General features: G+C 38.7%; 18 protein-coding genes. 15 read left to right on the top strand and 3 right to left on the bottom strand.

Annotated features, from left to right (window positions below):
* Positions 1–16: 16 nt before the first annotated feature.
* The 9 genes from V7S75_RS07580 to V7S75_RS07540 all read left to right on the top strand — a co-directional run bounded on the left by V7S75_RS07580 (position 17) and on the right by V7S75_RS07540 (position 9,995).
* A complete protein-coding gene (locus V7S75_RS07580) occupies positions 17–2,656 on the top strand; it encodes a hypothetical protein (RefSeq protein WP_459512763.1) in 2,640 nt (879 codons plus the stop codon).
* Complete coding sequence (locus V7S75_RS07575; RefSeq protein WP_459512761.1) at positions 2,653–3,723, top strand: tetratricopeptide repeat protein; 1,071 nt, start codon at positions 2,653–2,655, stop codon at positions 3,721–3,723. Before V7S75_RS07580 ends, V7S75_RS07575 begins: the two co-directional genes overlap by 4 nt.
* Before the next feature lie 61 nt (positions 3,724–3,784).
* Positions 3,785–5,725 (top strand): threonine--tRNA ligase, encoded by a 1,941-nt coding sequence (gene thrS / locus V7S75_RS07570; protein ID WP_377975890.1) that lies wholly within the window; start codon positions 3,785–3,787, stop codon positions 5,723–5,725.
* A 99-nt stretch (positions 5,726–5,824) separates the two neighbouring features.
* Positions 5,825–6,385, top strand: coding sequence for a translation initiation factor IF-3 (gene infC / locus V7S75_RS07565; protein ID WP_315576203.1), 561 nt, complete (start codon positions 5,825–5,827; stop codon positions 6,383–6,385).
* Between the two features lie 76 nt (positions 6,386–6,461).
* Positions 6,462–6,656, top strand: a complete 195-nt coding sequence (gene rpmI, locus V7S75_RS07560) for a 50S ribosomal protein L35 (protein WP_315576202.1) — start codon at positions 6,462–6,464, stop codon at positions 6,654–6,656.
* Between the two features lie 83 nt (positions 6,657–6,739).
* Positions 6,740–7,084, top strand: coding sequence for a 50S ribosomal protein L20 (rplT, locus tag V7S75_RS07555; RefSeq protein WP_377975893.1), 345 nt, complete (start codon positions 6,740–6,742; stop codon positions 7,082–7,084).
* 73 nt (positions 7,085–7,157) lie between these two features.
* On the top strand, positions 7,158–8,273 hold the full coding sequence (locus tag V7S75_RS07550; RefSeq protein WP_459512758.1) for a cysteine desulfurase family protein: 1,116 nt from the start codon (positions 7,158–7,160) through the stop codon (positions 8,271–8,273).
* A complete protein-coding gene (locus V7S75_RS07545) occupies positions 8,270–9,232 on the top strand; it encodes an XdhC family protein (RefSeq protein ID WP_459512756.1) in 963 nt (320 codons plus the stop codon). Before V7S75_RS07550 ends, V7S75_RS07545 begins: the two co-directional genes overlap by 4 nt.
* Before the next feature lies 1 nt (position 9,233).
* Complete coding sequence (locus V7S75_RS07540) at positions 9,234–9,995, top strand: DUF3050 domain-containing protein (protein ID WP_459512754.1); 762 nt, start codon at positions 9,234–9,236, stop codon at positions 9,993–9,995.
* A gap of 173 nt (positions 9,996–10,168) precedes the next feature.
* Here V7S75_RS07540 and dnaK read toward each other — a convergent pair whose 3' ends face one another.
* Positions 10,169–12,055 (bottom strand): molecular chaperone DnaK, encoded by a 1,887-nt coding sequence (gene dnaK, locus V7S75_RS07535; RefSeq protein ID WP_459512752.1) that lies wholly within the window; start codon positions 12,053–12,055, stop codon positions 10,169–10,171.
* Positions 12,056–12,213: 158 nt separating this feature from the next.
* Here dnaK and V7S75_RS07530 point away from each other — a divergent pair, with 158 nt between their 5' ends.
* A complete protein-coding gene (locus V7S75_RS07530; protein ID WP_459512750.1) occupies positions 12,214–13,209 on the top strand; it encodes a fatty acid desaturase in 996 nt (331 codons plus the stop codon).
* A gap of 34 nt (positions 13,210–13,243) precedes the next feature.
* Here V7S75_RS07530 and V7S75_RS07525 read toward each other — a convergent pair whose 3' ends face one another.
* Together V7S75_RS07525 and pgmB are read right to left on the bottom strand one after the other, a co-directional pair.
* Entirely contained in the window at positions 13,244–15,544 is a 2,301-nt protein-coding gene (locus V7S75_RS07525; RefSeq protein ID WP_459512749.1) for a family 65 glycosyl hydrolase domain-containing protein, read from the bottom strand.
* 80 nt (positions 15,545–15,624) lie between these two features.
* Positions 15,625–16,272 (bottom strand): beta-phosphoglucomutase, encoded by a 648-nt coding sequence (gene pgmB, locus V7S75_RS07520; protein WP_459512747.1) that lies wholly within the window; start codon positions 16,270–16,272, stop codon positions 15,625–15,627.
* A 184-nt stretch (positions 16,273–16,456) separates the two neighbouring features.
* Here pgmB and V7S75_RS07515 point away from each other — a divergent pair, with 184 nt between their 5' ends.
* Genes V7S75_RS07515 through V7S75_RS07495 form a run of 5 tightly spaced genes read left to right on the top strand, consistent with a single transcriptional unit; the run spans position 16,457 to position 21,957 of the window.
* Positions 16,457–18,166 carry an alpha-amylase family glycosyl hydrolase gene (locus V7S75_RS07515; protein WP_459512745.1) on the top strand — a complete coding sequence of 570 codons (1,710 nt, stop codon included), beginning with the start codon at positions 16,457–16,459 and terminating at the stop codon, positions 18,164–18,166.
* A gap of 3 nt (positions 18,167–18,169) precedes the next feature.
* Positions 18,170–19,492 (top strand): MFS transporter, encoded by a 1,323-nt coding sequence (locus tag V7S75_RS07510; protein WP_459512743.1) that lies wholly within the window; start codon positions 18,170–18,172, stop codon positions 19,490–19,492.
* A complete protein-coding gene (locus V7S75_RS07505) occupies positions 19,474–20,217 on the top strand; it encodes an N-acetylmuramoyl-L-alanine amidase-like domain-containing protein (RefSeq protein WP_459512741.1) in 744 nt (247 codons plus the stop codon). Before V7S75_RS07510 ends, V7S75_RS07505 begins: the two co-directional genes overlap by 19 nt.
* Complete coding sequence (locus V7S75_RS07500) at positions 20,214–21,344, top strand: MalY/PatB family protein (RefSeq protein ID WP_459512739.1); 1,131 nt, start codon at positions 20,214–20,216, stop codon at positions 21,342–21,344. Before V7S75_RS07505 ends, V7S75_RS07500 begins: the two co-directional genes overlap by 4 nt.
* Before the next feature lie 31 nt (positions 21,345–21,375).
* Positions 21,376–21,957, top strand: coding sequence for a hypothetical protein (locus tag V7S75_RS07495; protein WP_459512737.1), 582 nt, complete (start codon positions 21,376–21,378; stop codon positions 21,955–21,957).
* The last annotated feature ends 2 nt before the right edge of the window (positions 21,958–21,959 follow it).

The following is a 21,959-nucleotide window of genomic DNA, read 5'->3' as shown; positions in this document are numbered from 1 at the left end:
ATTCAACAAGATTTCTTTGAAAGAAGCTCCTTTGGATCTTTATTTTCCAGCGGGTTATGATTCTGTGGCTCTTGTTACTGCAAGTAATCTTGAGGCTACGTGGAAGGAAATTGGTTCTAATTACCCTAAAATCTCGCATCGTTTTCCCATTATCCTTCAAAATCAAGGACTCGTTTCGAATGGTTTTGTTAGCCTGATTTCACCACGTGCTGAATTTTTGACTACACCCTCGCAAGATGCATCCTTACTAGGAAATAATGATTGGTTGACTTTGTTGGCAAGCCACGAAATGCGCCATGTCTATCAAAATAATGCGGGAAGGCAGGGATTGGCGCGTTGGGTTCATCGTTTATTTGGAGCATATGGTCAAAGTGTTTACAGCAATTTGATGATTCCCAATTGGCTTTGGGAGGGTGATGCAGTAGAAACTGAGTCACGAGTGAATGCCTCTGGAAGGTCCTATATACCTCAATTTAAATTGCCACTAAAAGCTTATTTGAATACTTATGGGTTTCCCTCTTATGCAAAAATGATGGGAAAGTCTTATCGAGAGTTGGTCCCAAATCATTATGTTTTTGGACAGTATTTAAGTCAGCAAATGAATCAGGATTTTGGGGAATCTTTTATTCCAAATCTATGGCAGGCTACGTTGAATCACCCGACAATTTTTGGTTTTTCTCGGCAATTTAAAAAACAGGCAGGAAAGTCCATTGATCAATATGCTAAGGATGTTTTTACGAAATTAATTGATGAAAACGCTGTACCGGATTCTAGCAAGCAAGGATTTACCCAATATTTATATCCGACTAAATTGGCTGATGGTCGAATTGTGGCTTTGAAAACGGGATTTTCTGATATCCGACAGCTCGTTGAGATAAACGGCGGGAAGGAACGTCGACTTAGTTATTTCGGTCCTATGATTGATGCATCGATGTTGAGTGCATCGAATGACTATGTACTTTGGTCGGAACTTGTTTTTCATCCTCGATGGGGTCAGAAGCAGCAATCTCGTTTAGTATTCTATGCACTTAAAACAGGGAAAAAGACTTTTATGGGTGGTTATGAAAAGTGGATTAGCCCGAGTATTTCGTCTGATTCAAAATATGTTTCATTCATTCACGTAAAAGAAAATGGGCAAACAGTATTGAAAGTTTATGATCGAGTTAAGGGGAAATTTATTTTTAGCCTGCAAGCCAAAAGTGGAGAACAATTTCTCCAACCTCGCATAAATGCTGATGGAACATTGGTTTATATCGCTAAATATAAGGGTAATAAATCAGTACGTATTTGGGATTTTGTCAAACAAAAAGAATTATTCCAAAAGGATTTTGGACAGCACAACATTGCACACCCTTATCAAGATGGTGAATGGGTATATGTTAACTTTCCGACTGGTGAAGTGGATCAAATTGCGCGAATAAATATACATGATCAGCGTTTTGATTTAATGTCGACCGAGCGCTTTGGAGCTTATTTTGCTACGGTAAAATCTGACTCTTTGATATATTCGGCCTATACAGCATCTGGGCATCAACTAATTCAGAAGGCATTAAATCCTCAACGTGTAGCATTAACGATAAATCCGAAAGCCAATAGAGAGGAAACGGAACTATTGCCTGCACCTGTAACAAGCGTATCGAAATGGGATATTTTCAATCCTTTTACCTGGGGTCCAGTCTTGAGTTCTTCGGGAAACCAATTAGAATATTCCGTTATTTCGCGAGATATTTTTAATTCCTTGCAGGCCTCAGCAGGAATTCGGTATGGAATGAATGAGAAAGTATTGAATCAATTCGCTAGACTCTCCTATCAAGCATGGTACCCTATTGTAGATGTTAATTATCAAATGGGAGAAAGGCAAACCCAATTATACATTGATAATAAAAGGCCATTGGATAGTTTAAGGACGGATCAATGGAAACAACAAACTTGGGATATTGGAGTTCGGATTCCTTTTAATCTTACGCATAGCGCTTATCAAGAGTATTTACAAGTTGGCTCCAACATCGGTTTTTTACAGGTTCGGGATTATGATTTACCCAAACGGTATTATTCGGAACCTTTTAACGGTAATTACAGCTTTGTTAAACACCAAGTTTATTATAGCAAATTATTGACTAAAAGCTTGTGGGATGTGCAAGCGCGAAAAGGATTTGTATTTCAAGCAAATTGGAATGGAATCCCTTTCAAACAAGCCCTTCAAAATGAGTTGTGGAATTTGCAGGCTCAATTGTTTATTCCTGGTTTCTTTAAGCATGATGGGATTATGATGCGGTATGCATACCAACAGGAATCTGAGGGGAATTATCGTTTTTCAAGTTCCATAAATTTTCCTAGAGGGTATTTATATACATCGTTTAATCAATTGACGACCATGGGTTTAGATTATCGTTTTCCTTTACTGAATACGGATTGGAATGTTGGGCGTTTAGTATACATTAGCCGATTAAAAGGGAACATTTTTGGTGATTTAGGAATTGGAAAAGATAATTTAGAGCAAACTTCACAATCCTTTCACTCATTCGGCGTAGATTTGTCTGCTCAATTTCATGTTTTGAGGTTTTCGCAAGGTTTCGAATTAGGCATCCGAGCGATGTACGTATCTGAGAATAAATCTTGGGCATTTGTTCCATTGGTAATTGATATTGGATTTTGATTAATAAGATTCTCATTCTTGTTACTGTTTTGTTTGTACTTATTGCTTGTGAAAAAGCACAGGATACAAAGGGAGAAACGATTCCTCCCAATGCTGTATTTCTGAAATCACAACGCCCCGAATTGATCGTAGCTTATTTGACAAACTTATTAGAAAGTCAAGATGGGGCTAATCTCTATTATTTGCGTTCAAAGGCTTATTTTGATTTACGAGCATATCAAAAAGCTCAAGTCGACATTGAGAAAGCATTGGATCAAGTTCCAGGCGATGTCGATTATTTACTTTTATCTGCCCAAATTAAAAAGCAATTAGGCTTATATACTGAAGGTTTAGAAGACGCTAAATTAGTTGAGTCAAGTGGAATTACTTCGGCCAAATTATATCAAACCCTAGCCGAGCTATTTTTTGCTACCCATGAAAAAAAGGTTGGATTAATGTACATCCGTAAATTGGAGAAAGCGGGAGTGCCAAAATCTGAGCTTGCTTATGTCGAGTTTTTGAAGCAACAATTCCGTTCAGATAGTTTAGGTGCCTATCAAAGAATTACGGTTGGAAATATTCCGCATCCGGATTTAGCGCATGCTTATTTTTCATACCAAATTGGTCGTAATTCTAATTTAACCTACCAAAAGCAAATTTTAGGCGAATTGAAAAAATTCCCTTTGGATCCTTATTTAATGTTTTCTTGGGGCCAGTTTTTGGTGCATATGGGCCATTTTACTCAAGCAGAGAAAGTATTTTTACAAAGTATAACTTGGATGCCCCAGCATGCCAGCATGCGTTTACAGGTAGCACGTTTTTACATAGATCAAAAGCGTTATGATTTAGCTGAACGTACACTAGCTCCTATTCTATCAAATACCCTTTTTGCTCGTGATATTTTGTATATGAAAGTTCTATTAGCAATTAATCGGGGTGAAAAAACGAAAAGTATTTCATTGTTAGATTCTATTCGGAAGATTTATGCTGGTGATGTTCGATTTACCCAATTGCATGAACGATTGGTCGGTAAAAAAACAGATTCTCTGAATTTGAAACAAGATTCTCTTCAGCAAATAGTGCCATAATTTTCCTTGCTATTCAGATTTAAAATGAAGCTAAATTCGTACCTTTGCAAAAATTTTTTATATGATTAAGATATCTTTTCCTGACGGTCAGGTTCGTGAGTTTGAAAAAGGTGTAACACCGATGGATGTTGCATTGTCAATTTCAGAGGGTTTGGCGCGTAATGTGTTGGCTGCTAAATTGAACGATGCAGTAGTTGATGCTTCTACACCTATTGATTCAGATGCGAGTTTGCAATTGTTGACTTGGAATGACGAGGAAGGGAAAAAGACATTTTGGCATTCATCTGCTCACTTAATGGCTGAAGCGATTGAGGCTTTATATCCAGGAACTAAATTTGGTATTGGACCAGCGATTGAGCATGGATTTTATTATGATATTGATCTAGGAGGAAAGGAATTTGGTTCGGATCAATTCAAAGAAATCGAAGATAAAATGGTGGAATTGGCTCGTCAAAAGAGCGAATATCTACGTAAATCTGTTTCCAAAGCAGATGCAATCGCTTACTTTCAGGAAAAAAACGACGAGTATAAATTAGAGTTGTTAGAAGGATTATCTGATGGCTCGATTACCTTTTATACACAAGGAAACTTTACAGATTTATGTCGGGGACCTCATATTCCATCCACTGGATTTATTAAGTCGGTTAAATTATTAAGCGTGGCAGGAGCGTATTGGCGTGGAGATGAGAAGCGCAAGCAAATGACGCGTATTTATGCCATTACCTTCCCGAAAGCGAAGGAATTGGAAGAGTATTTATTCTTATTAGAGGAAGCGAAACGTCGTGATCACCGAAAATTAGGTAAGGAATTAGAGCTTTTTGCATTCTCTGAAAAAGTGGGCATGGGACTTCCTTTGTGGTTGCCGAAAGGTACAATTTTACGTGAGCGATTGGAGAATTTCTTAAAGCGTGCGCAAGTTCGTGCAGGCTACTCCCCTGTTGTGACACCACATATTGCCAGTAAAGAATTATATGTGACTTCAGGTCACTATGCGAAATATGGTAAGGATTCATTTCAGCCGATTCATACGCCGGATGAAGGTGAAGAGTATTTATTGAAACCAATGAACTGCCCGCATCACTGCGAGATTTATAAGACAAAACCTCGTTCATACAAGGATTTGCCTTTACGTTTGGCGGAATTTGGTACCGTGTATCGTTATGAGCAATCGGGTGAATTACACGGGCTAACACGTGTTCGTGGATTTACACAAGATGATGCCCATATATTCTGTCGGCCGGATCAAGTAGAAGAAGAATTCATGAAAGTAATTGATTTGGTTCTTTATGTCTTTAAGGCATTGGGATTCAATGAATATTCAGCTCAAGTTTCTTTGCGTGATCGTGAGAACCATGAAAAATACATCGGTAACGATGAAGATTGGGATCGTGCAGAGCAAGCCATTATTAAAACCGCTGAATTGAAGGGTTTGCCCACAGTAGTTGAATATGGAGAGGCAGCATTTTATGGCCCTAAATTAGACTTCATGGTGCGCGATGCACTGGGTCGTAAATGGCAATTAGGTACGATTCAGGTGGATTATCAATTACCTCAACGTTTTGAGTTGGAATATACGGGTTCTGATAACCAAAAACACCGTCCGGTGATGATTCACCGTGCGCCATTTGGTTCACTGGAGCGTTTTGTGGCTATTTTGATTGAGAACACGGCTGGGAATTTCCCATTGTGGCTTTCGCCAGATCAATTAGCTGTTTTACCTATTTCAGAGAAATTTGAAGATTACGCAAACGAAGTTTATTTGCGCTTGCAGGAGCGTGATTTACGTGGATATGTGGATCATCGGAATGAGAAAATGGGACGTAAGATTCGGGATGCGGAAGTGGGTAAAGTGCCTTTTATGATCATTGTAGGTGAAAAAGAGCAAGCAGAAGGCATGGTGAGTATACGTAAGAAAGGTGAAGGAGACTTAGGGATGATGAGCTTGGATGCCTTTATGGCATTGGCTGGTGAGGAAATTAACCAACATTCGTATTCAAATTAGAAAATACTGATAATTTAAGCGCTTAGGCATTATTTGTTTGCAAATACGCGCATTTTAAATTAGCTTCGATTGATTTTTATTTAAACCAAATTATAATTTATGGCTTTACGCCCCAACAACAATTACCGAGGAAATAAGCGCGAAGAAGAACCGTATCGAATTAATCAGCTGATTCGTGGTGTCGAAGAAGTTCGATTAGTGGGAGAAAACATTGAAATTGGTGTATATCCTTTTGCGAAAGCTTTGGCAATTGCGGAGTCTCAAAACTTGGATTTGGTGGAAATTTCCCCCAAAGCTGTCCCTCCTGTTTGTAAGGTAATTGATTATGCGAAGTTTAAGTATGATCAAAAGAAAAAGCAAAAGGAAATCAAAGCCAATGCTACCAAGACAGTCATCAAGGAAATCCGTTTCGGTCCTAATACGGATGAGCACGATTTCAACTTTAAATTAAAACATGCTGTCAACTTCCTGAAAGAAGGTGCAAAAGTGAAAGCTTATGTACACTTTGTAGGTCGTACTATTGTATTCAAAGAGCGTGGCGAAATGCTATTGCTTAACTTTGCCAAGGGATTAGAAGATGTAGGTAAGCCAGACGATATGCCAAAATTAGAAGGCAAGCGTATGAGCATTATCTTCTCCCCTAAAGTGGCTAAGAAATAATTTTACATTTTAAGTGGAATTTTGAGGTAATATTGTTACTTTTGCGTTCCAATTTTTACATTTAATAATTTTAAGAATGCCGAAAATTAAAACCAACTCTGGAGCTAAGAAACGCTTCAAAGTAACGGGAACTGGTAAGATTAAGCGTAAACATGCTTTTCACAGCCATATCCTTACTAAAAAAACAACGAAACAAAAGCGTAATTTAGTTCACGCTACTTTAGTTTCACCAGCTGATATGGATCGCGTTAACTTAATGTTAGGTCTTTAATTATCAGTTTTGTTATTGTTAAACCAGAAAGAAGGCAAAAAAAGTAATCGTAAGATTCGCCTCATTTCAAAAAACAAAAAATTATGCCAAGAAGTGTCAATCACGTAGCCTCAAGAGCTAGAAGAAAGAAAATCCTTAAGTTAGCGAAAGGATTTTACGGTCGCGGAAAAAACGTTTGGACTGTAGCAAAAAACAAAGTAGAGAAAGGTTTGCAATATGCATACCGCGATCGTAAGGTTAAGAAAAGAGATTTTCGCGGACTTTGGATTCAACGTATCAATGCTGCAGCTCGCCAAGAAGGTATGTCTTATTCAGCTTTCATGGGTAAATATAACAAGTCTGGTATGGCTTTAAACCGTAAGGTTTTAGCTGATTTAGCAATGAATCACCCAGAGGCTTTTAAAGCAGTTATCAAAAAACTTGCTTAGTTAGCAAATGAAAGTCCCGATTTATTCGGGACTTTTTTTTTATCCCCTATCTTTGTTATCAATTCGTATAACATTGAAAAAACCAATTTATTTCGATTACGCTGCCACCACACCCGTTCATGCGGATGTGTTAAAGGCGATGTTGCCCTATTTTTCGGAGGAATTTGGTAATGCAGGCTCTAGCCAACATTATTTTGGTTGGGCAGCTGAAGAAGCCATCGAATCGGCAAGAAAGAAAATCAGTTCCTATTTTGGTGTTCAAGCTCGACAAGTTGTTTTTACTTCGGGTGCGACGGAGTCCAATAATCTATGTATACTTGGCTATCTAAAGGATCGGCCTAAAGGTCATCTGATTACTTCGTCGATTGAACACAAAGCAGTTCTACAGGTATTTCAGGAATTAGCGCATCAGGGTTGGTCTGTTACTTATCTCCAACCGAATGCATTGGGTTGTATAGAGGTTTTAGATTTAGAACAGGCTATTCGTTCAGATACCACCTTGGTATCTTTCATGATGGTCAATAACGAAACGGGGAATGTGACGGATTTTCAGGGAATATCTCTACTTTGTAAGCAAGCCAACATTATATTTCATTCAGATGCGACACAAGCAATAGGGAAATTGGATTTAATGCAATATAAGCATTTGCCAGATTTACTTAGTTTTTCAGGACATAAGATTTATGGGCCCAAAGGAATTGGTGGAATAATATTCAATTCAAATGTAGCATTAATACCTTTAACGTATGGTGGAGGACAAGAACGCGGTTTAAGACCTGGGACTTTACCTGTCCAACAAATCGTTGCTTTGGCTGCCTGTTTCGATTTAATGCCATTATTGATTGATAGCGTACATAAGATTTCGACTTTTAAGCACAAAATACTCAAAAGATTGATTGGTGAGTATGTCCTCAATTCTTCAGAAAATCAATCTGTACCTCATATTATAAGTATATCAATTCCCAATATAGACTGGGAGGACCTATACCGCAGAATCCCTGCGATAGCGGTTTCGAATGGATCAGCTTGCAATGCTAAATCGCAATTACCTTCCCACGTCATGAAGGCCGTAGGTCATTCAGATGCATTAGCTTTGTCAACACTTCGGATTTCGTTGAGTTATATAACCTCAGAGTCCGAGATAGATTTTTTAATTGATTATTTAAACAAACAATTGTTTGATCGATGAAGGAATTATTAGTCATTTTAGCGCAATTAGAGGCTCTTTTGAAATCAGGTGAATCAATCGCCTTAGCAACTGTCGTTTATGTGGATGGCTCAGCCTATCGTAGACCCGGTGCGCGTATGTTGATTGATTCCAATGGAAATTGGTGGGGTGGCATTAGTGGCGGTTGTTTAGAAGGTGATTTGCTAAAGAAGGCGCAATTGGCAATGCACCAACAAGCCATCAAACGAATTACATACGATACACGCGAAGATGATCCATTTCAATTAGGAATTGGCTTAGGTTGCCAAGGATTGATTGAAATTGTTATTGATCCTATTCGAGCTAATATAGAACGAACGTTTACTTTGTTTAAGTCCATTGTTGAATCTGGGAAACCTCAATTTATTCAAACTGTCTGGAACGATACGGAATTCTCGATTCAAGCTTTGAATGATGCTATTGCTGGTTGGGACGAAGCTTCACTGACCTTTACAGAATATTTACCTGCTCGAATGCGTATTTGGGTTGTTGGTAATCAATTTGATGCCTGTAGCTTGATTGAACTATGTTTGACCTTGGCTTGGGAAGTTCATTGGGTGGGTAATACGAACAAAATGCGCAAGGATGTACAGCAACGAGTTCGAGCTTTTTATGATTGGGATCAAGTGCATGGATTACAGCCTAGTGATTGCCTTGTTTTGATGACGCATGATTTTGATCGTGATGTGTCCTTCATGAATCAATTTATCGCTGATCAATCTTTTCAGTACATCGGAATTCTTGGTCCCAGCAAACGGTTTGATCGTTTGAAAAAACAATTGCAACACAATTTGGTTTCGGATATATCCACGCCGGTTGGTTTAGATATTGGTGCTGAAGGTCCAGATGAGATAGCCATAGCTGTCGTAGCTGAAATTTTGGCCCAACAAAACAAGCGGGATGGCCAACGGTTAAAATTTAGATCAACAACAATACATTAACATGAGTCAAATCAACAGCCTAAGAGTACAAATAAAACCCTACCAACAAGCACTTTACGATCACCCCATTAATTCGTTTATTCAATCTCCTGCAGAATTAGCTGTTTTTATGCAGCATCATGTATTTGCGGTTTGGGATTTTATGTCACTTGTCAAAAAGCTTCAAGCTGAATTGACTTGCGTTTCGCAGCCTTGGGTACCCAAAGGTTCTGCAGAGACTCGATTTTTAATTAACGAAATTGTTTTAGGTGAGGAATCTGATGTGGATCAACATGGCGTGGTCATCAGTCATTTTGAATTGTATTTGCGTGCCATGCAAGAGCTTTCGATTGAGCCCTCTCCTATTTTAACTCATTTATTGCAGGCTCAATCGTTGGTTGAGATTCTTCAAAAAGTAGCCAATGCAAATTTAGCTCCATCGGTTAAGCAATTTTTGCGTTTCACGTTCGAATCCATTGCCAATCGACCTATTGAGGAGATAGCGGCTATTTTTACGTTTGGTCGGGAAGACTTAATACCAGGTATGTTTCAGTTGATCGTTGATCAATTAAAGCAAGATGCCCCCGAGCAAGTTGGAACGCTCGTTTATTATTTAGAGCGCCACATCGAAGTTGACGGTGATCATCATAGCCAATTGGCTTACCGCATGATGGAGGAGTTATGTGGAAATGATACGGATAAATGGCAGAGGGCGACCCAAGCGGCGATTGAGTCCTTGAAAGTTCGTAAAGTTTTGTGGGATGGGATTGTTGGGGAGAGTTAAGAAGTAAGAGTGAAGAGTGAAGAGTTATTGGGCTTACGGTGTATTAATTGATTATGTAGCCACATACTTTATTCTGAGCATCTCAAAGCTATTTTAGTTTCTGATATTCAATTTTAGTTTTAGCATAAAAAAGCCCGATCTGAGAGGATCGGGCTTTTAATTTGTTAATCAGCTTATTTTACTTCTTCGAAAGAAACATCTTCAGCTCCACCATCTGCCGCAGAATCTGTTGGTTGAGCTCCTTCGCCACCTTCCGTAGCTCCTGCCGCATACATTTCTTGAGAAGCAGCTGTCCATGCAGCGTTCAATTTCTCTAATCCTGCATCGATCGCAGCTACATCTTGTGATGCATGTGCAGCTTTCAATTCTGTTAATGCAGTTTCGATTGCTGTTTTGTTGCCTTCTGATAATTTCTCGCCATATTCTTTCAATTGCTTGTCAGATTGGAAAATCAAAGCATCTGCTTGGTTGATTTTCTCTACGCGCTCTTTTTCTAATTTATCAGATGCTTCATTTGCTTTCGCTTCATTACGCATTTTTTCAATGTCCTCATCTGTTAAGCCACTCGAAGCCTCGATACGAATTTTTTGCTCTTTTCCTGTTCCTTTATCTTTCGCTGAAACGTTCAAGATACCATTTGCATCAATATCAAATGTAACTTCGATTTGAGGTACACCACGTTGTGCTGGTGGTAAACCATCTAAGTGGAAACGTCCTAATGAACGGTTATCCTTCGCCATTGGGCGCTCACCTTGTAAAACGTTAAGTTCTACAGATGGTTGGTTATCCGCCGCTGTCGAGAATGTCTCAGACTTTTTGGTTGGAATTGTTGTATTTGCTTCAATCAATTTAGTAAATACGCCACCCATTGTTTCGATACCTAATGAGAGTGGTGTTACATCAAGTAACAAAACGTCTTTCACCTCACCTGTCAATACTCCACCTTGAATCGCTGCACCAATCGCAACTACCTCATCTGGATTAACTCCTTTTGAAGGTTTTTTGCCAAAGAATTTCTCCACTTCTTCTTGAATACGTGGGATACGAGTGGATCCACCTACCAAGATTACTTCATCAATATCAGAATTCGTATAACCTGCATTCTTCATCGCACGCTTGCAAGGTTCCAAGGTACGTTGGATCAAGCTATCAGCTAATTGCTCGAATTTAGCACGTGTTAATGAACGAACTAAGTGTTTTGGAATACCGTCAACAGGCATGATGTATGGCAAGTTGATTTCAGTAGATGCTCCAGAACTCAATTCGATTTTCGCTTTCTCGGCAGCTTCCTTCAAACGTTGTAAAGCCATTGGGTCTTTACGCAAATCGATGTTTTCATCAGCGATGAATTCTTCTGCCAACCAGTTGATGATTACTTGGTCAAAGTCATCACCTCCTAAGTGCGTATCTCCATCTGTCGATTTTACTTCAAACACGCCATCGCCTAATTCAAGGATCGATACGTCAAACGTACCACCACCTAAGTCGAATACCGCGATTTTCATATCCTTACCACCTTTGTCTACGCCATAAGCTAATGCTGCAGCGGTAGGTTCGTTGATGATACGCTTAACTTCCAAACCTGCGATTTGACCCGCTTCTTTGGTCGCTTGACGCTCTGCATCATTGAAGTAAGCAGGTACCGTAATAACGGCTTCAGTAACTGTTTGGCCGATATAATCTTCAGCCGTCTGCTTCATTTTCGTTAAAATTTGCGCAGAGATTTCTTGAGGTGTATATAAACGATCACCGATGCGTACACGTGGGGTGTCGTTATTCCCTTGTTCTACTTGATATGAAATGGTCTTTAATTCTGAACTTACTTCAGAAAACTTTTTCCCCATAAAACGCTTTACAGACGAAATCGTATTTTGAGGATTTGTAATGGCTTGTCTTTTGGCAGGATCCCCCACTTTACGCTCGCCATTTTCCAAAAATGCTACAATGGATGGAGTCGTTCTTCTTCCTTCTGAGTTAGCGATAACCACTGCCTCATTTCCTTCCATTACCGCCACACATGAGTTGGTGGTACCTAAGTCAATTCCAATAATTTTTCCCATGATATTTTTAATTATTTTTTCTCCCTTTTCTACAAGGATAATGCCATGGAATGGTCAACTGACAGTTTATGACATATTGTCACTTTTAAATATAATTCGATTAATTTCGTCAGTAAATACGGCTTTGATGTATCTTTGCGAATCTAAAAGCGAACAAAATGTCAACAGCAAACGATTTTACTTGGGTAGAAGGTTCAGAGCCACATCGCCAACGAACGCGCGAAATTATCAAAAAGCATCCTGAAGTTAAAAAACTGATTGGAAAGAATCCGATGACTTTTTTATGGATTCTCGTTTGTGTAGGAATGCAAATCGCGATCGCCTATTATTTAAAAGATGCATCTTGGGCTTGGATTATTGGAATTGCCTGGTTAGTAGGAGCATTCCCAACCCACACCTTATTTGTTTGCATTCACGAATCTGCGCACAATTTGATTTTCAAAAAGAATTGGATGAACGTCGCAGCGGGCATTATTGCGAATTTTCCATCTTTGGCACCTACAGCAATTTCATTTAAAAATTATCACTTAAAGCATCATGCTTTCCAAGGTGTACATGAATTGGATGCGGATTTACCTGATTATTGGGAAGCTAAATTGATTAATAATTATTTCATTGGAAAAGTACTTTGGTTGATGCTTTACCCTTTCTTTCAAGGTTTTCGTACCATTCGCTGCATTGAATTAGCTGTTTTCGACCGCGGGGTTATTCTCAATATTATTGCACAGTTGGCTTTTGATTTTGCCATTGTTTATTTCTGGGGATGGCCTGCCCTCGCCTATTTAGGTTTAAGTTTCTTGTTTTCGGTAGGTTTACACCCTTTAGGAGCTCGTTGGATTCAAGAGCATTATTTAGTGTTGGATAAAAATCAAGAAACCTATAGTTATTATGGACCATTGAACGGCATCAACATGAATGTAGGTTTTCATAATGAGCACCATGATATGCCTTCTATTCCATGGAATAATTTACCCAAATTGAAATCGGCAGCGCCTGAGTTTTACGAGAACTTAAAATACCATACTTCTTTTGTGAAGCTATTGTTCACATTTATCTTTTCGCAAGAAATTGGATTGTACTCCCGAATTGCTCGGAAAGAAAGAGCCGGTGTCCCGTTAACTGATCGGTCTACACCGGACATAGATATGGTATAAAAGAAAAGGTCAGCTGTGAGGCTGACCTTTTTTATTAGATGGCTTGTTTGCTATTCGCAGCAATCGTGTAAGGTTTTCCTTTTACTTTTAGCGTTATTGGCATATTTGATAAATTATCAATTTCAATGCCTTGCTTATGAATCTTGATGGCTAATTGATTAGCGCGAAAATTAATCTTGAACGCATATTCATCCCATTGCTTCGGTAAGAATGGCTCAAAGTTTAATTGGTGATCTTGAATTGTCATTCCGCCAAATCCTTTAACAATCGACATCCATGTTCCAGCCATACTCGTGATGTGGCATCCATCTTCTGTATCGTTATTGTAATCATCAAGATCTAAACGAGCTGCACGGGTGTAGAATTCATAGGATTTATCTTCCTTACCTAATTTGGCAGCTAAGATGTTGTGAACACAAGGGCTCAACGATGATTCGTGAACCGTTAATGGTTCGTAGAAATCATAGTTACGCTCAATTTCTTCTTTCGTAAAATCATTTTCAAAGAAATACATGCCTTGCAATACATCAGCTTGCTTGATGTAGCAAGAACGTAAAATGCGATCCCAAGACCAATTTTGATTTATTGGTCTTTGACCTGCTGGAATTGAATCCACCGGGGCAATCACTTTATCTAAAAATCCATCCTGCTGTAAGTAAATCCCACGTTTTTCATCGCGAGGGAAATACATATTTTGAATGATGTGATTGAATTGTTCGATTTCAGTCGTTACAAAATTCGTCTTCGCCAATTTTTCTTTGGCTTCCTCTGGATAATTAGCTTGAATCTCTGTTAATACTTCAAGCGTATATTTCAAACACCAAACTGCAAAGTAATTCGTATAGAAATTGTTATTGACGTTGTTTTCGTATTCGTTAGGCCCTGTTACGCCTAGCATAACGTATTTTTGTAGGTTCTCTGACCAGTTGACGCGTTGTGCCCAGAATCGTGAAATACCGATTAATACTTCCCAACCGTATTCCACTAAATGTTTACGGTCATTTGTATAATCTACATAATCCTTAATGGCATAAGCGATGGCACCATTTCGGTGAATCTCTTCAAAAGTGATTTCCCACTCATTGTGACATTCTTCCCCGTTCATCGTAACCATCGGATATAGGGCTGCTCCTTGGTTGAATCCAAGTTTACCCGCATTTTCAATGGCACGATCAAGTTGTTTCCAGCGGTAAATCAATAGATTTTTAGAAACTTCCTGTGGAGCTGTTGATAGATAGAAAGGAATACAATAGGCTTCCGTATCCCAATAGGTAGATCCGCCATATTTTTCGCCTGTGAATCCTTTTGGACCAATGTTCAAGCGATCATCTGCTCCTGTATAGGTTTGATTCAATTGGAATATATTAAATCGGATACCTTGTTGGGCCGAAACATCTCCCTTAATAATAATGTCATTAATTGCCCATTTGGCAGCCCAAGCAGCAGCTTGCTCGGCTAACATTTGATCAAATCCCTTTTGGCTTATTTTCGCCAAATAGTTTTGTGCTCTTGTTAACAACTCTTTTCTCGGGTGATTTTCTGAACTTAAATTCACTGCATACTTGAAGATCGTAAGTGTATCACCTTCATTAACAGGTACTTGATAGTTCAGTTCACTGTATTTTTCACGTGTACCTGTTTGAGCATTTGCTTGAATTAAATTTCCATTTAACTGCAATTGAACTTGTTGGCTTGTTACCACCTCAAATCCTGTTTTCTTTGTTTTAGACCAAACGTAAGAAGTATTTTCTAGGGCACCTACTTGAACTTCATCCCAGAATTTTTCATCGTAGTTGGAATCTTTGTTTTTGATATCTCCATCCACGAAAGCTTTAACTTGAACGGTGTTTGAAAAATTCAAGGCTTTGATGCTAAATGAAATAGCACCTGACTCATCATCCGCCATACTATTCAAGCGAATTGATTTGATTTCAATGGATTTGCCTGATTTTAACGTAATGGAACTTGTACGAAGGATATACCCCTCTTTCATATTCAATTCACGGTAAAATGCATTTATCGTACTTTGGTTTAAATCAACGATTTCATCGCCAATTTTGATTTCTAAGCCATTCCAGTTAGCAGCATTTAATACTTTCGCGAAATATTCTGGATATCCATTTTTCCACCAGCCTACGCGAGTTTTATCTGGATAATATACGCCTGCTACGTAGTTTCCTTGTAGGGATTTGCCTGTATAAGTTTCTTCAAATGAACCTCGTTGTCCCATTCGACCATTTCCTAAGGAGAAGATGGACTCGGTGATTTCGTTAAATTCAGGATGGAATTGATCTTCAATGATTTTCCATTCATCTAATTTTAAGTATTGTTTCATGGGACTATTAGGTGATAATTTGAATCAATTACAAAAATAGAATTTTGTCGGTTTTTGTAATTTCTGTGCTACGCTGTTTCTTAAAATTGTAATAATTCAGCTGCTTTTACTCCTACGAAATTTGGGATGATTTTATCAGCTAATGATAAAGTTTCAGCCTCTCCTATTCCAATTGCTTTCATATTACCTGCTTTTGCAGCTTCCACACCTGCTTGCGCATCTTCAAATACGATGCATGTTTCAGCTGCTAAGCCTAAACCCTCTGCTCCTTTTAAGAATACTTCTGGATCCGGTTTGCTTTTGGAAACTTTATTTCCGTCGATAATTAAATCAAACCATGGCATTAGACCCGTTTTTTCTAAGATAATCTCAGCATTTTTACTCGCGGAACCTAAAGCAATTTTATATCCTAAATCTTTAATTTGTTGTAAGAAATCCAATACTCCAGGTAGAATTTCACTGGGATTCATGTTGGAAATCAAGCGCAGATAATCTTCATTTTTCTCAATTAACCAAGCTGATTTTTGCTCTTGCGTGGCTGAATAGTTCGCCCAATCCAATATTTTATTTAATGATTCTACACGCGAGACTCCTTTTAATTGTTCGTTTTGTTCTTCTGTTAATTCATATCCGAACTGTTTACCTAGGTTTTTCCATGCTTGAAAGTGATAAATAGCCGTATCCACGAGAACTCCATCCAGATCAAAGAGGCATGCCTTGTACATCATTTGTTTTAAATTTTAACTTTTCTGTATAAATTGAAGTATCAAAATTATTACATTTACAGATGCCAAGAAAGCCTTTTTTGCTGTGCTAGGGTGTTTATTTTAATATATGCGCATTTTATCCTCTTTTGTATTTTGTGTCCTTACACTGTTCGGTGTTTCGGCTCCTATATATTCCCAATTACCTATGTCGTCTAAAACAGTTTCAGAAAAATTTGTCGTATACCAAATGATGTTTCACTTATGGGGAAACAAACAGACCGAATTAGTACGTAACGGGTCCTATACACAAAATGGCGTAACCAAGTTTAAAGATGTGTCAAATGTTGCGTTGAAAGCGCTTAAAAATAAAGGAATTACTCATGTATATGCTACGGGTTTGATTGAACATGCAACGATGGAGAACTTTGGCGCATATGGTTCGCCTATTGACCATCCATCGGTTGTTAAAGGTAGAGCAGGTTCTCCATTTGCAATCAAGGATTATTATGACGTGAATCCCTTTTTAGCTGATGATCCAGCTAAACGGATGGATGAGTTTAAATCAATGTTAAAAAGATTTCATGCTAATGGGTTGAAACTAATTATCGATTTTGTGCCCAATCATTTAGCTAGGCAATATTATTCTGATCAAAAGCCCAAAGGAGTCATTGATTTCGGTGTTGACGATAATAAACATGTCGCATTTGACGTCAACAATAATTTTTATTATTTACCAGGTACTCAATTTACTGTTCCAGAGGGTGTTCATCCCCCGGTACCTGTGAATATTCCATATATTGAAATTCCTGCGAAAGTTAGTGGTAATAATGTCTTCTCTCCTCAACCTTCTATCCATGATTGGTTTGAAACAGTGAAATTGAATTACGGAATTGATTACCAGCATGGCAATCAAACGCATTTCGATCCTATTCCCAATACATGGGTAAAAATGCATGAGGTACTCTCCTATTGGACCGCATTAGGTGTCGATGGTTTTCGTTGTGATATGGCCGAAATGGTTCCTGTCGAATTCTGGACCTATGCCATTGGAAAGATTAAACAGCAAAATCCGAAGATTATTTTCATTGCGGAGATATACCAACCGGATCGTTACCGAGACTATATATTTAAGGGTGGCTTTGATTACTTATATGATAAAGTGGGTTTGTATGATGCCGTTCGCCGACTGATGGAACAAAAACCTGAAGCAAATGTAGGTGATATTACACGAGTTTGGCAGCATGAATCTGGCGACTTTGCAAATCATATGTTGCGCTTCTTGGAAAATCATGATGAACATCGCTTGAATACGCCAGCGTTTGCGGCTAATAATTTTTGGTCGACAATTCCGGGCATGGTCATTACAACCTGTTTACATGATGGTCCTACGATGTTTTATATGGGGCAGGAATTTGGGGAAAAGGCGAATGAAATTGAAGGTTACAATGAGGCCGACGATCGTAGCTCTATGTTTGATTTTTGGCGAGTGGAAACGCATCAGCGCTGGATGAATGGGGGTAAATTTGATGGAGGAGCTTTGTCTAATGAAGAAAAGGAAATTGATGCTTTTTATCAAGATTTGTTCAAGCGTGCTGCAAAATCGGATGCCATTGCTAAAGGCGCATTTTTTGATTTACAATATGCTCAAAATGAAACTTATTCAAACAATAAGGTTTATTCGTTCCTTCGATATACAGCCAAAGAACGTTTATTAATCATTTGTAATTTTGATGCACAACAAGGACATACCCTTGATGTTGTTATTCCAGACTTGGCAAAAGAAATGATGGCTGTCAAGCAAGTGAATTTTAAATTGGAACACGCCTATATACCTCCTTATGTTACTGAAACAGCTAAGGTTTCATCAAATGCTATTTATATTCCAGCCAATAGTGCATTATTCATTAAACTCTAAACCATGAAAAGCTTTACAAAACCTAAATTATCCATTACCCAAATCATCAACATGAGTGTTGGATTCTTAGGAATTCAATTTGGTTTTGCCCTGCAAAATGGAAATGCCTCTCGAATCTTACAAAGCTTTGGTGCGGATGTTGAACAATTGTCATGGTTCTGGTTGGCTGCACCATTAACTGGTATGATCATTCAGCCCATCATTGGCTTTTATTCTGACCGCACTTGGAATTTCTTAGGTCGGCGGAAGCCTTTCTTTTTAACGGGTGCTATTTTAGCAGCCTCTGCCCTTTTCTTTTTTCCGCATGCGGGAGCTTTAGCCGGTTTTTTACCTCCTATGATTGTTGGTGCAGGTATATTGATGATGATGGATGCCTCATTTAATGTTTCCATGGAACCCTTCCGGGCGTTAGTAGCGGATAATTTGCCGGATGAACAGAGTACCTTGGGATTCTCGGTTCAAACTTTTTTAATTGGAATTGGTGCCGTTGTAGGATCTTGGTTGCCCTATATTTTTGGTGAATGGGTCGGCATAGCGAAAGATGCAGCTCCTGGCCAAATTCCTGATAATGTCGTGTATTCTTTTTATGTAGGTGGCACCGTATTCATGTTAGCGATTTTGTGGACTATTTTCACGACCAAGGAATATTCACCATCTGAACGGGAATCCATGGGATTTCAAGAAGAAGGTAAGGAAGATACCTTGTTTTCAGTTTTCCGTTACATCAAAGAAATGCCGAATACGATGCGCCAATTGGGATTGGTTCAATTTTTCTCTTGGTTTGGTTTATTTTCGATGTGGGTATTTTCGACGCCTGCCATTGCACATCATGTGTATGGTGTGGCTTCAGATGATCATAGTTCAACCGCTTTCCAAGATGCGGCTAATTGGGTTGGGATTATATTTGGTGTCTATAGTGGTGTTTCGGCAATCTATGCAGCTTTTTTACCACAGATTGCACGTAAAATTGGTAATAGAGCAACCCATGCGGTATCTCTTGTAGCCGGTGGCTTAGGCTTGATTTCAATTTATTTTATTTCCGATCCTACGATGTTGATATTTAGCATGGTGGGTGTAGGCATGGCTTGGGCCAGTATTCTAGCGATGCCTTATGCCATTTTAGCGGGGTCAATCCCATTGGCTAAAATGGGGGTATACATGGGTATTTTCAATTTTTTCATTACGATTCCTCAAATAGTTAATGGGATTATTGGTGGCTCGATTGTGAAGTATTTGTACGGTGGTGAGGCTATTTACGCCATTGTCATGGCTGGGGTGTTTTTCTTGATGGGTGCTGTCAGCGTATTATGGATCAAAGAAAAGTAGTTCTTATTGGATTGCTGTTTAGTTTTTCGGCAGCATTTGGCCAAAAAACATCCTCTTCATTAGTCGATATAGGTAAGAATTTTTTAGGAAAGCCGTATCGAGCGAATATGCTTTCCGTAGGTAATCCGGAGCAATTCATAACTTCGAAAGAAGCTTTTGATTGTGTCACTTTTTTGGAAAATTGTTTAGCCATTCGAAATTCAAAAGGTGTGGATTCCCTTTATTTGAAGGCGCTAAAACATGTTCGTTACGCCGGAGATTCTGTCCAATATGAAAATCGCTTTCATTATTTTTCGGATGCCATGAATGCAATGGGGTATCCTCAAATTCTCGACGAAGCCCATGTAAGTATTGTTTCTAAGGACTTTTCATTTCTTTCGTCATATTTACGTTCGAAAAAGCTCTCTTCTATAAATTTAGGACTTCTTGAAGATCGTGAAAAATCATTAGCGAAACATCCTTTTCAATTTACCGCTATTGACAAAATTGCCTTTTTATTACCTCGCATTCAATCAGGCGATTTGGTCGCATTTGTTACGAAAAATCCACATTTAGACTTCTTGCATACGGGCATGCTGGTTCGGGAAGGAAATTCCATTCATTTATTACATGCTTCGCAAGACAAGAAGCAAGTCGTGTTAAGTTCAGAAAATTTAGGAGAATACTTGAAATCACATCCGAAATTCATTGGAATTTGTGTTTTTAGGCCTATTTTTAATGAATGAAAAAATACGACTTTGATCAGGTCATCGACCGAAAAAATACCTTCAGTTTTAAGTGGGACAATGTAAGCTACGGAGATCGGGATATCTTGCCTATGCCGGTAGCTGATATGGAGTTTCCTGTTGCAGATGAAATTTTAGCTGCGATTGATAAAATCACCGAACACAAGATTTTAGGTTATTCCATCGTGCCTGAATCACTTCAAATAGCCGCTCAAAAGAAGATTGCTAGAGATTATGCATGGGAAACAAAGTTGGAATGGCAAGTTTGGATTCCGGGAATCGTTCCTGGGATTACTGCGGCTTGCGCTGCCTTCTCCTCTCAACAAGATGGTATTTTAACAGCTGTTCCCGTTTATCATCCCTTTCATTTGGTTGCGGGCTGGTTAGATCATCCTCTATTTACTTTTCCGATGATTGAGGAAGCCGGTCGGTGGACGTATGATTTCATCGCTTTTGAAGAGGCCTTGAAGAAAGGACCCAAAGTTTTTTTGTTTTGCAATCCGCATAATCCGGGTGGGACAGTTTTTACAAAAGCGGAAATAAAGCGAATTAAAGATTTATGCCAACAATATGATTGTAAGATCATATCGGATGAAATTCATGCCGACTTGAAAATAGTTCCGTCAGTACAACATACCTGTATACAAAGCGAAATTTCATTTTTTGCTACTTCGAAAGCATATAATACAGCGGGTTTGGGTGGAGCTGTAGCTATTATTCCGGATCCTGCCATTCGGTTGGCATTTCAAAAGAAGACTTTTGGCTTTTTTCCGATGCTTTCAAGACATAGCATTGAAGTAATGCTTGCAACCTATGCCATGCCTTCGGATTGGATTGATACGCTTCTACCCTATTTACGGTCAAATCATGACTTATTATTGTCTCGGATGAATCAATTGCCAGGAATCAAAATGCTTCCCTTAGAAGCTACTTATTTAGCATGGATTGGATTTGATTCCAATCTGCATGGTGATTTACAGAAACGCTTGTTTGAAGCGGGATTACATGTTTTGCGCGGTGATCAATTTATGGGCGGTGATTTTGTTCGTTTGAATTTTGCTTGTCCAAAATCACAATTGCTTAAAGCCATTGAAATTATTGAAAGCGTTGTTCATGCGACTTCTTAAGTTCATTCTTTTTATCGTTTTAGTGACTTCAATGGTTGGACTCTTCTATTTTGTTCAACAATGGGAGGGTGAACCTATGCAGGTTAGCTTGGAAGATCAATTACATTTTTCTTCTTCTGCCGACTCATTAGCTTCGGATGCTGCAGTTGATACCCTGCAAATTCAACAAGCAACAGCCATATTTGCATTGTTGGAAGATTATGAGGCACATGTTGAAAATCACGTGCTTTTGTTTTCGAAAAGTAATCGATTAGTAAATCAGTATCAGTTGAATAAAATTGAAGTAGATCAATTATTGCTTGCTGATATGAATGGAGATGACTTGCCAGAATGTTGGATATTAGGCCATAAGCCAAGTAAACAAGTAGAAATTTTTGCTTTAGAATTCAAGTCGGGACATAGCAAACGAATAAATTTTCCTACCTTGAAAGGAAGTCAGGCCTTCGGATATATGGGGGGAGATTCTTTGTATTTGGAGAAGACGACGATTGCCCGTCAATTTAATTTTGCGCATGATCCCTATGCCGATGTGGAAAGTGGAAAGCGCGTGTGTTTTTATCAATACGGTAAAGACCAAAGTTTTGTATTAAAGAAAACAATAGACCTAGAATAACG

The organism is Aquirufa sp. TARAVU-A1A (genome assembly GCF_054558675.1).
This window is presented reverse-complemented; position numbering and strand designations above follow the sequence as displayed.

Coding starts and splice junctions, on each gene's coding strand:
- infC (WP_315576203.1), top strand. CDS start 5,825: ATGGCTTTACGCCCCAACAACAATTACCGAGGAAATAAGCGCGAAGAA.
- V7S75_RS07545 (WP_459512756.1), top strand. CDS start 8,270: ATGAAGGAATTATTAGTCATTTTAGCGCAATTAGAGGCTCTTTTGAAA.
- V7S75_RS07505 (WP_459512741.1), top strand. CDS start 19,474: ATGGATCAAAGAAAAGTAGTTCTTATTGGATTGCTGTTTAGTTTTTCG.
- rpmI (WP_315576202.1), top strand. CDS start 6,462: ATGCCGAAAATTAAAACCAACTCTGGAGCTAAGAAACGCTTCAAAGTA.
- V7S75_RS07500 (WP_459512739.1), top strand. CDS start 20,214: ATGAAAAAATACGACTTTGATCAGGTCATCGACCGAAAAAATACCTTC.
- V7S75_RS07510 (WP_459512743.1), top strand. CDS start 18,170: ATGAAAAGCTTTACAAAACCTAAATTATCCATTACCCAAATCATCAAC.
- thrS (WP_377975890.1), top strand. CDS start 3,785: ATGATTAAGATATCTTTTCCTGACGGTCAGGTTCGTGAGTTTGAAAAA.
- dnaK (WP_459512752.1), bottom strand. CDS start 12,055: ATGGGAAAAATTATTGGAATTGACTTAGGTACCACCAACTCATGTGTG.
- V7S75_RS07540 (WP_459512754.1), top strand. CDS start 9,234: ATGAGTCAAATCAACAGCCTAAGAGTACAAATAAAACCCTACCAACAA.
- rplT (WP_377975893.1), top strand. CDS start 6,740: ATGCCAAGAAGTGTCAATCACGTAGCCTCAAGAGCTAGAAGAAAGAAA.
- pgmB (WP_459512747.1), bottom strand. CDS start 16,272: ATGATGTACAAGGCATGCCTCTTTGATCTGGATGGAGTTCTCGTGGAT.
- V7S75_RS07495 (WP_459512737.1), top strand. CDS start 21,376: ATGGTTGGACTCTTCTATTTTGTTCAACAATGGGAGGGTGAACCTATG.
- V7S75_RS07525 (WP_459512749.1), bottom strand. CDS start 15,544: ATGAAACAATACTTAAAATTAGATGAATGGAAAATCATTGAAGATCAA.
- V7S75_RS07515 (WP_459512745.1), top strand. CDS start 16,457: ATGTCGTCTAAAACAGTTTCAGAAAAATTTGTCGTATACCAAATGATG.
- V7S75_RS07530 (WP_459512750.1), top strand. CDS start 12,214: ATGTCAACAGCAAACGATTTTACTTGGGTAGAAGGTTCAGAGCCACAT.